This is a genomic window from Nitrospinota bacterium, assembly GCA_027619975.1.
Lineage (GTDB): Bacteria > Nitrospinota > Nitrospinia > Nitrospinales > VA-1 > JADFGI01.
The window spans coordinates 18,553-33,408 of record JAQCGX010000035.1 but is presented as its reverse complement, the minus strand read 5'-3'; the positions used below and the strand labels follow the sequence as shown (position 1 = coordinate 33,408).

Genomic DNA, 14,856 nt, shown 5'->3' with positions numbered 1-14,856 from the left:
ACCGATATAAGAAATCTTGTGCAATGTTCGATTTCCCGTAATAAACTAATTTTTAGAGGTGTCCTTTATTTACTTTCCAGTCCCATTGCTCCACCGCGAATAAAACCCATTGGGCAGGTGCAGTCCAGATCCTGTATCGTGGATATACATTTCATCGGTTTCAAAAGTTCCTGATCCGGGTTCCACGAGAAACTTGATCACCATGTTTTTCAGAGTTAAAGCCGAGAAGCCAGGAGAATGCGTGGTGAGCAGGATCAATAAAGGTTGATCGCTCAACACTTGCCGGCAATGGGTCATCAGGTCGGATAGTTGGTCTTCGATTTTCCAGACCTCTCCTTTGGGGCCGCGTCCAAACGTTGGCGGGTCCATAATGATTCCATCATATCGCCGTCCCCTTTTGTGTTCTCTTTTCAAAAATATCAATGCGTCGTCCACGATCCAGCGGACCGGCTTGTCGCCTAAACCTGAAAGCTCCATGTTTTTCCGCGCCCAGGTGACCGAAGCCTTGGACGCATCCACATGGGTGACGGCGGCGCCCGCACTGGCGGCTGCCAAGGTGCTGGCCCCGGTATAGCCGAAGATATTGATGAGATTGATTTCCTTGCGATCGCTCGATTTGATTTGTTCTTCGATCCAGTTCCAGTTGGGGGCCTGCTCGGGAAACATGCCAATATGGCCAAATCCCGTGGGTTGCACTCTAAAGGAGAGTTCTCTGAATTTGATGGTCCAGCCGTCTTTGGGAAGCTTGGAAGAAAATTTCCATTCGCCGCCCGTCTCCTTGCCTTTGAAATATTTGTATTCTCCTTCGGCTTTGTCCCACTCGGTTTTAGGAAGGTTTTTCGGCCAAATCGCCTGTGGCGCGGGGCGAATGAACGTGTGCGGCCCAAACCGTTCCAGTTTTTGAAACTCGCCCGAATCCAGCAGGCGATAGTCAAAGTCATCCAAGGGGTAAGATTGAAATGAAGATAAGTTCATGAATTATTTGAATAAAAATATTTTGTGGTGGATAATGCATGCAATTATAAATATAAATTGCCTGGCGTGCCGTGAATTATAACAAAATTGGTCGCAACAAAAATATTCTGTTGTGGCTTTCAGTTCTTTTATTGCTCTTCCCGTTTGGCTGTGCCGATGAAAAACCGGAGGCCACTGGCAAAAAGAGAGAGTTTTCCCTTCCGGTTCATATTGGCAAGGTGGTCTATCTGGATGTGATGGATCAGGTCCGTACCGTCGGCAACATTCAAGCGGAACAGCGGGTGGTGATTAATACGGAAGTGAAGGGACAGGTTTCCCGAATTTTGGTGGACGAGGGAATGCGGGTCAGGAAGGGCGAGTTGCTGGCACTCATTGATCCCCGCGAATACAAATTGGAACTGGAACGACTGCAAACCGACCTGTCGGTGGCGCAAATTGAATATGAAAAGTCCGAGGAAGGTCTTCGTCTGGAGGATAAGGAGAAACTGAAAGCTCAGGTCAATGCCGATGAAAGCGCGTTGCAGTTGGCGGTTAAAGAGAAAGAGCGATTTGAAAAGTTGATGGCTCAGGGGTTTGTTTCGCAGTCGGAGTTGGATCAGGCCGTGGACCGTGCCCGCCGGGCCGGAGATGTCCTGCAAATCAGCAAGGCCGCTCTTAATGCGGGAATGAGCTCCCGTGGGGAAGACATCGAACAGAAAAAATCCTCAGTAGAAGGCATCAAAAAACGCATCGACATGGCCAAGCTCGACCTGACCAAAGCGTCTGTGAAGGCTCCTTTTGACGGTGTGGTGATTTCAAAAAAAATAGAACAGGGCGCTTTCGCCAGTGCAGGAACGCCGATTGTGGAAATGATCGGCGCCTCGCGTTTGAAAGCCGTCCTTGAAATGCCGCAGGGTTACCGGGGCAAATTGAAGCAATTGGAAGGAGCCGAATTCCTCGCCAAGGAACTCAACCAGCGGTTCAAGTATGGAAAAAACCTGGCCAAGAGCATCCGGGTCATTCCAGACGCCAATATTTATTCGGGCAATATAAAAGTTCAAATCGATCTGTCGAATCCAGACGCATCGTTGTTTCCCGGTGTGAACCTGGAAGCGATCATGAATTTTGGCGTCCGAAAAAATGTGATGCATGTGCCCTCTATAGCTTTGGTGATTGGCGATCAGGGAACGGTGGTGTACATCATGAAAAATAAAAAAGCCCACCTGGTTCCGGTTAAAGCCTACAAGGAGCGGGACGAATATGTGGAGATTGAGGATTTCACCAAACAACTGGGAGCCGATGTGGATTTGATTCTGCGTGGGTCCGGGGCGGTGTTTCCCGGAGCCAACGTATTTCCGACGAACCTGTCTCCAGAGGCGGAAACCCCTTTCAATGCTGCATCTTCGAACTCGGATGCGGATACGAAACCAGCCAAATCGCCTGAAACCTGATGAAGCTGATCGATCAATCCATCCGCAATTACCACACCGTCACGGTCATGGTTGTGCTCGCCGCCGCTGTGGGCATTTTTTGTTTCCAGATCCTGCCAAGACAGCTCACCCCGACGGTCGACAAACCCATCATCGAAGTGAGAACCGAGTACCGGGGACTTTCCCCCAACGAAGTCGAGCGCAACATCACCCGCCGTCTGGAAGAGCAGTTGGAATCGGTGGAAGGTTTGAAGAAAATGACCTCCCGCAGTCAGCAGGGGTTGAGCACCATCACGCTGGAGTTTGATTGGGGGACAGACAAAAACATCGCCACCATCGATGTGAACAACAAACTGCAACAGGTGAAGGACCTGCCTGTCCTGTCAGACAAGCCGACTTTAAAATCCGTCTCCAGTGACAACTCGAGCCCGATCATGTGGATTGTCTTCGATAAACCCAATCCCAAAATGCCGGACCTCGACCAGAACTATATGTACAAGGTGGGGGAGGATATCGTCATTCCCACCCTTTTAAGGGTCACGGGAGTCGCTGACGTCTGGCACTTTGGTGGTGAAGAACGGGAAATGCGCGTCGAGTTTGATCCCTACAGTTTGGCCCGTCTGCATCTGACTTATAAGGACGTCATCGACCGGCTGTCAAAGGAAAACCAGAACACCCGAGCCGGCTTCCATGATGAAGCCAACCGCGAGTACACAGTCAGAACCCTGGGCGAATTTACCAGTGCGGAAGAAATATTAAATACCGTGGTTAAACGCGATGGAGAGCGGACCCTCACCGTCCGCGATTTTGCAACGGTGGTCGATGGTTACCAGCGCACCGCTTCCCTGGTTCGTATCAGCGGCATGTTGTCAAATGTCTTTGGCATTATCAGAAAGCCGGGGGCCAACGTGGTGGAAACCTGTAACCTGACGGCGGAAGCAGTGACAACTTTGAATAAGGAACTCCTCAGCCGGGGAATTCCCCTGCGACTGAATATCGTTTACAAGGATGTCGATTACATTGATGAGTCGATGCGGCTGGTCAAGTCCAATTTAGGACTGGGGGCGGTCCTGGCCGTCATTGTGCTGTTAGTGTTTCTGGGTTCCATCCGGTCGGTTCTCATCGTTGCCATCAGCATTCCAGCCAGTCTGGTCGCGGTTTTTATTGTTCTGAAGCTTTTAGGACGCAGTATCAATATCATATCGCTGGCGGGCATGGCCTTTGCCGTCGGCATGGTGGTGGACAACTCCATCGTGGTTCTGGAAAACATCTACCGTCACCTGACGATGAGAAAAGGGGTGATGAAGGCCGCCTACGATGGCGCGTCAGAGGTGTGGGGGGCGGTATTGGCTTCCACCCTGACCACCCTGGCGGTATTCGTGCCGATCGTATTCATCGAGGAAGAAGCGGGGCAGATGTTCAAGGACATCGCCATCACCATCAGCGCCAGCATCGCCCTGTCGCTTCTCGTCTCCATTACGGTGATTCCCACCCTGGTCACCCTGTTGATTCGGTTGAAACCGGGAGAGCCCTATCGCGTCGGGGCATTGCACCAGAAATTGTTGGGACCGGTCATTTTTTTGGGAGAAGGAATCAAAAGAGGTTACACGGTTCTAATACGAAAACTGCTTTCCCGGTCACTTACGAGCATTGTCAGTAAAGTAGGGATTGTTGCCGGAGTGGCGTTTCTCCTCTGGTGGAGCACAAAAATTCTTCCCGAGCCTGATTATCTGCCGTATGGAAATACTAACATGGTGTTCATGATGATCGAACCGGTGGCGGGTGTTCCTTCTCAACGGAATATGGAATATTTTGCAGACTATGAAAAAAAGATCGTCAATATGGAGGATGTCACCCGCAATTTCCTGGTGTTCTCCCAGCGCTTCAATGGCGGCGGCGCGATCATCGATCCTGAACTGGCTCACGGCCAGCGCGGGGAAGTGAAGATGGCGGTGAAATCCCAGGAGATGGGTAAGGAAATATTCAAGATCCCCGGTTACCGTTTTGCGTTTGCGGTGCAACGACCGATTTTCCGGTCTGCGGACAAGACGTTTCAGGTCGAGATCACGGGACCCGACATGCTCAAGCTCAAGAGCATTGCCCAGCAATTGATCGGCGACATATCAAGTATTCCCGGAGTTCATTCCGTTCGCCCGCAGTTCAAATTCGGCAATCCAGAGCTTCGCTTTATTCCCAAACGGGAGCAGGCGGCTAGGCTCGATATGGGCATGAATGAGATCGGCAATATCGTCGAGTCGCTGAATGCCGGAAAATATCTGGGCGAGTTCAATGACCGTGGTGAACCCATTGATTTTGTTTTCGTGCAGAAAAAGGATCGACGCAAACTCAGTCTTCAGGATTACAAAGATTTGCCCATCTGGACGGATGAAGGAATGATGACGAACTTGGGGAACCTGGCGGATCTTGAGGTCGATGCCGGGCCTGCACGTATCGACCACATTGAAAAGGAGCGGGCCATCAACCTGCAGATTCAGGTCAAGAAGGATGTTGCCATGCAACAGGTGATAAATGCGGTGGAAAAGAAAACTCTGGCCCCTGTCCGGCAAACTCTGACCGAAGAGTTTGGCCTGCGCACCGGAGGTTCGGCGGATGAACTGACCTCCACACAGAAATCCCTGCAGAACAGTTTTATCTATGCGGTCGGGTTCATCTACCTTTTACTGGTGGCTCTGTTCGCCTCTTTCCTGCGACCCATCATCGTCATGCTGACGGTGACCTTTGCGATTTCAGGCGCATTTCTTGGAATTGTCGGCAACAACTTACTGCAAAGAGGTTTTATCCGCTCCATTCTGGAGGAATGGAATGTCCCCAATGCTGAGGACATGGCGGCTGGCTGGAACTGGATCACCTTTGATATCCTGACGCAGTTGGGCATCATCATTCTGGCCGGGATCGTGGTGAACAACGCCATACTCATCATTCATCAGATGCTCAATAATATCCGTGCCGGGATGGACGAACGCAAAGCTCTGGAAGTCTCCTGCGAAACGCGACTGCGCCCCATTATGATGACCGTGATCTCCAGTGTGTTCGGAATGGTTCCCCTGGCTTTTGGCGAAGGCTCGGGGACAGAGCTTTATCGGGGGATGGGAACGGCGCTTATCGGCGGGCTGAGCGTTTCGGCAGTATTCACGCTTTTTCTCGTGCCCGTGTTGATCTCCCTGATGATGGACATGGGATTCCACACCACCAAAGAAGATCTGGTGAAAGAATCCCTGGACCAAACTCCGACGCATGGAGAGTCGCCCACCAATATTCCCGCAGAGTAGTCATAGATCCTTTTGGGGGTCGATCTATTGATCCCTTTTAGGGCGTGTATTATAATCAGACGAAATTTTGGTTCGGGTTTTGAAGAATAACTCCCGATTCTACGATACCCATTTCTCGCATCTGAAAATTCCATTAAAATTTGCAACTGATTACGTCAAGGAATAACGCATGTCCGCAGTAAAAATAATGTTTCATGGGCTGTTAATATTGATGGGTATTCATACCGCAATTTACCTGGTGGTCACTCAGGATTTTGAGGCCCGACAGAATGTGGTGGAATACCATGCCAGCCGGGTATTTTATTTCCTCAATACCCCTGGCGTAAAGCAGGGCATCGAACAAATTCCAAAAATTCAGAGTATGGAGGGTCCGGTTCGTCCTGATTTTTGGTCGTATGCAAGCTTACTGGATTCATTGTCAGGGAAACAAGCTTCCTTTCCTGAAATTGTCGATCAACTCAAAACAATCATCGTGGTCTATAAAAATACATTGGAAAACTATGACCTGCATCAAATTGACCTGCAAGGTTCCGCTCTGGAAAATGCCAACTTCAAGAGCGCGGATCTCAATCACGCGAATTTTCAGGATGCTGTTCTGAGCCAGGCGAACCTCAATGGAGCAAACCTGAGCAAAACAAATTTAAAAAATGCGGATCTGGCCCGTGCGGATCTGAGTGGAGCAAATTTTCGTAACTCCAGGCTCATCGGCGCCGACCTCAGCGGGACGAACCTGAGCCAGACTGATTTCAGCGGGGCAACCATTAAAGATACCAAATTTGCCCAGGCAACTTTTAGCAATACCAACTTCAGTAAAGTGGATTTGAGTGGGTCCGATTTCAACCAGATGGACTTGAATAATGTCATTATGATGGAAACCAATCTTCGGGGGGCGGACTTTAGCCGTGTCAATCTTCAAAAAAGCGATCTCAGTCAGTCCGATTTGCGGAAGATCAATCTGTTTGCCGCCAATTTGGAACAATCCCGTCTTGTCGAGGTTAATCTTGATGAGGGCGACCTTCGCGGCGCCAAATTAGCCGGAGCGGATTTGAGCGAAGCGGATCTTTATAAAGCAAACCTGAGTGGTGCGGACTTGTCTGGAAGCAATCTCACTGGCGCCAACTTCAGTGGCGCCGATTTGAACGGCACGACTTTGTATAATGCAAAAATCAATGAGGTGGAAAATCTTTCCTGCGAACAAATAGAAGCCGCCATCCTTGATAGAAAAACTACAGAATTCCCTGACTACATAACCCTTTCCTGGACCAGCGAGGAGGCGTTTACTTGTAAAAGTTCACTGGGTTAACTGGGGCTTGATGTGTTTCCCCCGTGATAGGGGTTCATCCATAAAAAGGCCAGTCGGGCGGCGGCGGCGACTCTAGAATGATCTCTTCTTTGGAAATGGGGTGCTGGATAACGAGTTTCCAGGCATACAGGGCAATCTGCTGGCCGGGCAGGGGATAGGGGGCGCCGTATTTCACATCGCCTAAAATCGGGTGGCCTATGAATGCCAATTGAGCCCGTATCTGGTGAAACCGACCGGTTTTGAGTGTCACATCCAGAAGACTTCCATGTGGCAATACTTCGGTGACGGTGTAGGATAATTCCGCCTTTTTCGTGTCTGGTGTGGGGCGCGGGAATACAGTTGCCTTTAAAGAATTTTCCTTGCGAAGATAGTGGATGAGTTCGTCTGACGCCTGATCGGGCGTTCCATTCACAATGGCCCGGTAAATCTTGTGTGTGGTCCGTTCCCTGAATTGTTTGGAAAGCCGGGATGCCGCTTTGGATGTTTTGGCAAATAAAACCACGCCGGAAACCGGCTGGTCGAGCCGATGGACCAGTCCTAAAAACACATTGCCGGGTTTGTTGTATTCAGCCTTGAGCCATTTTTTGGTCTGGTCGAGCAGGGAAGGGCCGCAGGCTCTATCCGATTGCGTGGCCAGGCCGTTGGGTTTGCACACGGCGATCAGATGATTGTCCTCGTAAAGAACTGTTAAGGGGAATGCGGAATCGGTCAAACCTTGGTTTCCTTGATATCGATAGCAGGAAGAAGGTCTTGTATCTGGTTGTCCACGATGCCCCCGGAGACTACGTATTTGATGCCGTCTTCAATGCTCATGGCTATTTCCTGAACTTCGTCCTTGGGAGCAAATATCAGGAAACCCGAAGTGGGATTGGGGGTCGTTGGAACAAAAACGTTTATTACCTGATCGGCGGTGTGATCCTGCACTTCACCCCTCGTTTCGCCGGTGACAAACCCGATGGCATGCAATCCTTTTCGTGGAAATTCAATGAGAACGACCTTTTTAAACGAATCGGTGTCCGCATTGGCGAAAGAAACCACGACCTGTTTGGTGCCGCGGTAAATACTGCGGACAAAGGGAATCTTTGCCACGATAGCTTCCCCCAGGTACAGTAGTTTTTTCCCGAAGATATTTGTGGTCAACATTCCTGCCAGCAGAATAATCAGAAAGGTCATGGCAAAGCCAAGGAAGGGAATGCGGTAGCCTTCGGGTATCGGAGCGCCGACTGTGATCAGGAGTTTCGTGAAAACGGGGGAGAGGGCGTCGAGGTTCAAGAACAGGAACTTGAGGATAAAGAAAGTGATTGCCACAGGCAGAGTGATCAAGAGCCCGGTGATAAAGACATTGCGGATGCGGCGTTTTATTTTGCTGAGCACGAGGGTATGTCTCGGTAAAATGGACCGGCCCAAAACAAAGGCGGTGCCTATGAGCCCGGAAAGAAGAAAAAAGTATTTCTTTATTATATAACCATTTAGGGTTAAGGCAAGGGGTGAGAAATATAAATTAAAGGAAGATTTTGACTTGACAGAATTTAGAAAAGCATTAATATCACAGGCGTTATCAAAAGATTAATCTGACATAGACATAATGGGGCTGTGGCGCAGCTGGGAGCGCGCTTGAATGGCATTCAAGAGGTCACCGGTTCGATCCCGGTCAGCTCCACTTTATTTTATAAGGGGTTACAGGTTTTCCTGTAGCCCTTTATTCGTGGACTGTAGCCAAATTGTAGCCAATCATTTTGCTTCCCTTTTGTTGAAGCCAGAAAGCGCATCAATGGCCCGGCGTTTGACCTCAGGACTTAAGTGAGCATAGCTATAACCGCTCATTTAGTTCGGGAAAAAATCGCATTTAATCCGAGAAATTTACTAGCTAAATTCTTCCTGAAGCAATTCTCGTGCCCGGTAAAATCCCCCCCACGCTTTTCATCCCAAACTAACTGCAACTTTTTCCCAAATTAAATGCGCGGTTATAGCCAGCAAGGCGCAGAAAGCAGCAGACTACGCGCTTGAGAGTGCTGCGCAGGCAAACCAATCTCTAGCCGCCGTAGCCGCGGAGTAGGAGAAAAAATATTGACTGATACCCCGCCCGCTTGGGCGGGGTTGTTCATTAACGGCAAAAAAAATCGCCGCCCGGTGTTTCACCGCGCGACGATTTTTATTTTACTTCTTTCAATTTCTGCACCAGCTCCGTTAAGCTTATCGCATCTGTTTCTTTCGACACCGGGTAACGGTCTGATCCAGCATAAACAACAAAACTACGATCCGGGATTACATCCTCAAGAGCATTGTAAAAACCCTTTCCCAGCTTGGGTGCCAGACCGCTTTTAATCTCTATGGCCCATTTTTTTCCTCCGGGCAAGTCCAGCACCAAGTCAATTTCTGCGCCCGCCGAGGTGCGGTAGAAACTGGCCGCTGTTCTGGCAGGCGCTACGGAAAGCAGATTTTCTATTACAAAACCTTCCCAACTTGTACCAAAGACAGGATGACCGGAAAGCTGATTATAATCAGCTATGCCAAGCAAGGCATGAGTAATACCGCTATCGCGCACATAAACGCGCGGGGCTTTGACTAGACGCTTTTTGGTGTTGGCGTGAAGAGGCCGCAATCGCCGCACCAGTAAGAGGTCGGTTAACAGGTCGATATAACTGCTTATAGTCGGTGCGGTAACTGATAGGCTTGCGGCCAAGCGAGAAGCATTTAGAAGTTGCCCCTGGCTGTGGGCTAGCATGATCCATAGGCGCTCAAGCGTTTCGGCAGGGATGCGCGGGCCGAATTGCGGCACATCTCTTTTTAGATAAGTACGAATGAAGTTACGCCGGTATGCATAGCTGTCTTCGTCACTTGTGGCAAGGTAGCTATCAGGGAACCCGCCACGCACCCAAAGCTTTGCCGGGTCGGCATTATTATCTGCATTACTTGTTTCCAAGATGTTTAGTGGTTCCATGTCGATATATTCGATCCGCCCAGCCAGTGTTTCGCCTGATTGACGCAGTAGATCAATCGAAGCTGATCCCAAAATTAAAAAGCGGCCCGTTCGCAATCCCTTGCGTCGCCCTTGGTCAATCAGGCCACGTAAAGCCTGAAACAGCTCTGGCATGCGGTGAATTTCATCGAGGATAACGAGCTTATTTTCGTTCTTGCCAAGAAACAGGGCAGGGTTTTTGAGTTTTTCCCGGTCTTCAAGGGATTCAAGATCCAGATAGACAGCCTCCCGGCTGGTCGAAATTTCAAGAGCCAGTGTGGTTTTGCCGACTTGGCGGGGACCGATTAACACGGCGGCGGCTTGACGATCAAGCGCACGCAAAACTTTTTGATATATGGCTCTTTTTATCATCCTTGTATATTAAAAGTGTTATTTTTAATTTGCAAGGATGATTTAAGGGTTTTTGCATTTAGGAAATGGCCGATTTGCGAGGGCTGGGTCAATTTCTGGATTATTACCGATGAAAAAAGGCAAGGAATGGCCGGATACCTACCCCCTTAAATGCGGCAATTTATATCGTATTATTGATTGTTTTATGCATGAAATTTAGACTAAAAAATTTACAAATATTCCGTTTTTCTCTATAATGTTAGACAAGGAGAAAGCTGTGTCTAAATTGAAAGAATTAAAAAAACATCTCAGGCCAGGCCGGGTTTACAGGCGGGCTCAGCTTGCCAGAAAATCAAAGTCCGTTGATCGGCATTTACAGCAACTTGTGAAGGAAGGTGTGCTCCAGAAGGTTTTCGGTGGCGTCTATTATTGCCCTAAGAAAACGTCTTTTGGAAATGCCCCGCCAGAAGATGAAAAACTGGTCAGCGCCTTTTTAAAGGATGATAATTTCTATGTTACTTCTCTCAATGCCTATAACTCTCTGGGCGTTGGAACAACCCAGCTTTACAATGAAAAGCTGGTTTATAACCATAAACGGGATGGAAGGCACGAGCTTAACGGGCGTAATTACTATTTCTTGAAAAGACCCCGTTTCCCTAAAAAAAGTTCGCAGGAATTCCTTTTGGTTGATCTTATGAACAACCTGGAATTTCTTGCAGAGGATAAGAAGGAAGTTCGAAAAAATGTTGCAGAAAAAGCTTTGTCCATGAATAAGTCAAAGCTCATAAAAGCTGCTCACGAATTTGGAGGCGTAAGAACAAAAAATTTCTTTGAGGAATTGCTCAATAATTCTAATGCCAGCTATGCCGCGTAATATAGACCTCCATTTATAAGCAATGGCCTAAAAAAACTCTAATCTGTTTTCTCCGGGAATAGGTTGGGCATCCATCTATCGGCTAGCTTTGCAGGAAACACCAAATGCAATGGCGCGCGGGAACTTTCGGAGAATAGAACACCTTCTTTTAGCAGAGCAGATGTAACTCTGCGTGCTTGCCGGTCACCGGCACCAATGATCTCAGGAATTTCTCCGCGTGGGAGTTCACCTCTATAGAGCAGAGCCTCTAAAACTGTCCCGGCTTTTTCGGGCAAGTTTTTCATGCGGACTTCTTCTTCAGCCCAAAGTAAAATTCGAGTGCGTAGGCGATCTGGCTGGACCAGGCCTTCCATAAAATTAACCTGGTCACGGCAGACCTCCAGAAAATACCGCGTAAATTCTGCCAGAGCTTCTTCGCTCAAATTGCCGCGACCGTCTAAATCATTGCGGCGCGGCAGATCAGATTCTTTTAAATGACCTTTGTAACTTTTTACACTACGCGCTAAACCACGAGCAACAGACCACACGCCCCCCGTGTCCAAAGTTTCAAGCATTGCGGCATGAGACATCAATCGTGCCACACGACCATTTCCATCAATAAAGGGATGAATCCACGCAAAACGGTGATGAGCTGCTGCTGCGGCCAGAATAGATTCTGATTTTCCTAGTCCGCAATAGACTTCCTCAAATCGTTCCATGAAGCGCGGCAGAGACCCTGCGCTGACAGCCAGGTGATCACCGACTTTTACATCCCGTGTTCGTAATTGGCCGGGAATAACCGTGACCCTTTCCTCTGTGGTTTGATTTTTTACCCAAAGAAGATCATCCGGTAGCAGTTCACAAAAACGGCGATGTGTTTCCAGCAAACCTTCAACGGTATAAGCGCGCCCCTTTAGGCCGCCCTCATCAATCCATTGCTGGCAAATAATATGGGCCTTTGCTTCCAGTTGAAGGTCTCTTTTTTTGGTGTCATCGCTATAATCACCTTCCATCGATCGTTCAATATCGATGGGATGTGTATTATGGTCTTCGATAAGGTTGCTGTAATAGCAGTTCATAGTCCTGACTAATTTTGCCAGAGCTTTGTAAACACCTGGAGACAGGCTACGCCGGAGCCCGGAAGATTTTGCGGCTAAATCCATGGCAATATCCATTAATTCAGGCCGATGCCGTGAGCCTTGGGAAATCAGTAGAGGCTCCATCAATCCTATGGCTTCTCCTCTGTCTTCTTGCTGTTTTACGTCCGCTTCCATGTCCGGTTCTGTGTCCGTTTTAAAATAAGTTATATCCTTTTATAACATATGGTTAATATTTTTTAAAGATAAAAATTTGGGCATACTAGTCCGGTAATGTGCACATTGTTGGCCAGTTGTCTCAGAGTGCTAATGTACCTTGTTGAAAACATTGGGCAATAAGCCAAATTACCATGATTATTAGGAAGGGACAGTCTGCACCAGTCAATCGTGGTGATCATCGCACTTACAAAACCACTCTCTAGCCGCCGTAGCCGCCGAGTAGGAAATTAATGCAGAAAGGGCAGGATTAAAATTTTACCCTTCCAAAATAGTTGATTTGTTCGAAAAAAAAATCGCCACCCGGTGTTTTGCCGGGCGGCGATTTTTCTTTTCAGTACAATTGAAAAATAGAAAAATTAAGACCCCACAAAGAGGTGGAGCCTTAATTAAATTTCTAAAATATTTTAGGGCCGGTGAGTTGAAGGCATTTAAATTATGCCTGAGAGACTATATTCTGCATGACCCCTGATTTTTCAGACTTACAAGAAATTTAGCTTGCTATTAGTTATTAATAACCACCGAATGTATTTGCTCTTCTATCGCTTTTTTGATTGGGTTTGGAAGTAAATCCTTTTCCTCTAATAAAGCCCAGCTATCCACTGTCTTTGCGGCTGTTTCGTTTACGAGGGCCCAGGTTGTGCTCATGGCAAGTCCAGCTTTGTCAGCAAAACGGCGCACCTGATCTTTGGTGATTTTCTTTAGGCTCCGACTCCTTCCGAAGGTTAAAGCAAGGCCATCATCCGGAAGGTAAGGAATTGTAGAAACAAGATCATATGCAGGAGAAAGGATGGGCGCTCGGCTATCTGGGTAAAGCAAGGACCAGTTTTTTAAATGCATATCTGCGTTACCGATCATAATTGAAAAAACCAGGCGGCGTATAAATTCATTAATTGAATCCTCTCCTGCCTCAGCTTGGAGAACAGATGCAATATTTGCATAGCTAGCGTTTTTGTATTTGGCGTCGGGAAATACACCAAAAACCTGGGCAAAGTCTTCCATATGTGTTTTTGAATCCTCTTGTCCGCGATCAAAGCGTTTAACGCCTAGGGCGTTTCCTTCCAGGCTGTTTGCATCTTTTGGTAATCCTTGGATATCCTTTGCTGAAACCAAACGGACTTCAGGGACGTTGATTCCGATCAATCTGGCCAGGCGCATCATGGCATATTCATTTTCGGGAACGGAGGGGAAGCGCATTGATGGAAGCTTGACAATCCATGACCCGCCACTTCCTCCGGCTGGTATTGTCAAACCGCCCGAAGATTCCATGATGGCAGAAAACTTTAATTGAACCCCTGCCAGGGAAAACCTTAGAAAGGGTTCGTTTTCTTGGTCGGGAGAATCGGCCTTCTCTCCTGTGTTTTTTGGTAATTCTATCTCCAGCGGTTTGACGGTAATGGCCCCAGGAAGATCAGAGCCTAAAGCGGCAAGCAATAAAAACTCTCGCTCTTCATTTACGCCCGCATGTTTTGCCAGATAAGTTCTTAGATGACCCTCTGGCAGGAGATTCGAGAAAAATGGCGGAAGTCGTTTTGTCACAGGGCGTATGGATGTCACCAGATCCCCTGTTTGTCCTTTAAAGGACAAACTTAAAGTGGGACGGTTGGGATCATCAATATAATCTTGCTCAAATGAGAAAATATGCCGATCACCGGTAAGGCGGTTAATAATTCCTATCCTTCGGTTGCCAAGATAAACCCCTAAAGCATTAATATTTTTTAGATCAAATTTCATTTTAGCGCTCTTTTTCATCACCTTCATCGTCGTTGTGATCAAGGGTATAGAGAGGGCGTTCTCCTTCCTCCTGATGAGATTCCTTTTCTTGACGACGGTGATCACGAATGATGCCTTGGACGACCGGCACCAATTCTCTGGGAATCATCAATAAGTCCTGACTCAGTACACGGGCGAGGTCCAATAAGGTGTCAAAACGAGGGACAATTCTTCCTGTTTCGATGCCGGAAATATGAGTCTGTGGTAAGCCAATTCGGCGGCCCAATTCGGCCTGGCTCCAACCCCGCTTGGTTCTAGCCTTTTTTAGTTCCAGTTGCATTTCTTCAGGCAATTGGTCTAAACGAGAGGGTTTGATATGTGATTTTATATTTTTTCCCATTACTTATATAATAAAGCATATTAATTGTTGAGTCAAAGTAATATGCTAAAACATATAAAAAAATAAGAATATATAATAAACCATATATTCCGAGTGAAAAAGGGGGAAAACCCCCTTTTCTAAAGTAATTGAGGTCCGCCGGTTGGAAGCTACTTGGGTTGAGTGTTCAGCTTGGAGCGCGTTTTTTGTTTTTCACGGCGGGCTTTCGCTTTCTGGCGGGAAAGATCGTCGGTGATGATGAGCAATAAATGTTGGATTTATACCTCAAAATAGTTTATAATTTGAGTTAT

Annotated in this window: 11 protein-coding genes and 1 tRNA gene; 5 read left to right on the top strand and 7 right to left on the bottom strand. The window is 47.8% G+C overall.

The features are described 5' to 3' along the window. Positions 1-69: 69 nt before the first annotated feature. Positions 70-975 (bottom strand): class I SAM-dependent methyltransferase, encoded by a 906-nt coding sequence (locus O3C58_11910; GenBank protein ID MDA0692557.1) that lies wholly within the window; start codon positions 973-975, stop codon positions 70-72. A 71-nt stretch (positions 976-1,046) separates the two neighbouring features. On the opposite strand from O3C58_11910, the gene O3C58_11905 reads away from it, so the two are divergent. The 3 genes from O3C58_11905 (at position 1,047) to O3C58_11895 (ending at position 6,977) form a co-directional block, all read left to right on the top strand. Then, positions 1,047-2,405 (top strand): efflux RND transporter periplasmic adaptor subunit, encoded by a 1,359-nt coding sequence (locus O3C58_11905; GenBank protein MDA0692556.1) that lies wholly within the window; start codon positions 1,047-1,049, stop codon positions 2,403-2,405. After that, a complete protein-coding gene (locus O3C58_11900; GenBank protein ID MDA0692555.1) occupies positions 2,405-5,674 on the top strand; it encodes an efflux RND transporter permease subunit in 3,270 nt (1,089 codons plus the stop codon). Before O3C58_11905 ends, O3C58_11900 begins: the two co-directional genes overlap by 1 nt. Before the next feature lie 169 nt (positions 5,675-5,843). Then, positions 5,844-6,977, top strand: coding sequence for a pentapeptide repeat-containing protein (locus O3C58_11895; protein ID MDA0692554.1), 1,134 nt, complete (start codon positions 5,844-5,846; stop codon positions 6,975-6,977). Between the two features lie 34 nt (positions 6,978-7,011). Here the strand turns inward: O3C58_11895 and O3C58_11890 are convergent, their stop codons facing one another. Next, the gene (locus O3C58_11890; GenBank protein MDA0692553.1) at positions 7,012-7,689 is read right to left on the bottom strand and encodes an RluA family pseudouridine synthase; all 678 of its coding nucleotides are present in this window, start codon (positions 7,687-7,689) and stop codon (positions 7,012-7,014) included. Beyond that, positions 7,686-8,351, bottom strand: a complete 666-nt coding sequence (locus O3C58_11885; protein MDA0692552.1) for a DUF502 domain-containing protein — start codon at positions 8,349-8,351, stop codon at positions 7,686-7,688. Before O3C58_11885 ends, O3C58_11890 begins: the two co-directional genes overlap by 4 nt. Before the next feature lie 213 nt (positions 8,352-8,564). Between O3C58_11885 and O3C58_11880 the strand changes: the two genes are divergently transcribed. Continuing rightward, positions 8,565-8,637 (top strand) — tRNA-Ala (locus tag O3C58_11880). 492 nt (positions 8,638-9,129) lie between these two features. Here O3C58_11880 and O3C58_11875 read toward each other — a convergent pair. Continuing rightward, positions 9,130-10,308 carry an ATP-binding protein gene (locus O3C58_11875; GenBank protein ID MDA0692551.1) on the bottom strand — a complete coding sequence of 393 codons (1,179 nt, stop codon included), beginning with the start codon at positions 10,306-10,308 and terminating at the stop codon, positions 9,130-9,132. 256 nt (positions 10,309-10,564) lie between these two features. On the opposite strand from O3C58_11875, the gene O3C58_11870 reads away from it, so the two are divergent. After that, on the top strand, positions 10,565-11,161 hold the full coding sequence (locus O3C58_11870; protein ID MDA0692550.1) for a hypothetical protein: 597 nt from the start codon (positions 10,565-10,567) through the stop codon (positions 11,159-11,161). Between the two features lie 38 nt (positions 11,162-11,199). On the opposite strand, the gene O3C58_11865 is transcribed toward O3C58_11870, so the two are convergent. The 3 genes from O3C58_11865 to O3C58_11855 form a co-directional block, all read right to left on the bottom strand. Then, positions 11,200-12,414 (bottom strand): Fic family protein, encoded by a 1,215-nt coding sequence (locus O3C58_11865; GenBank protein MDA0692549.1) that lies wholly within the window; start codon positions 12,412-12,414, stop codon positions 11,200-11,202. A gap of 543 nt (positions 12,415-12,957) precedes the next feature. Next, positions 12,958-14,214 (bottom strand): type II toxin-antitoxin system HipA family toxin, encoded by a 1,257-nt coding sequence (locus O3C58_11860; GenBank protein ID MDA0692548.1) that lies wholly within the window; start codon positions 14,212-14,214, stop codon positions 12,958-12,960. Further along, positions 14,189-14,566: a helix-turn-helix transcriptional regulator gene (locus O3C58_11855; protein ID MDA0692547.1), complete on the bottom strand. Its 378-nt coding sequence runs from the start codon at positions 14,564-14,566 to the stop codon at positions 14,189-14,191. Before O3C58_11855 ends, O3C58_11860 begins: the two co-directional genes overlap by 26 nt. Between the last annotated feature and the right edge of the window lie 290 nt (positions 14,567-14,856).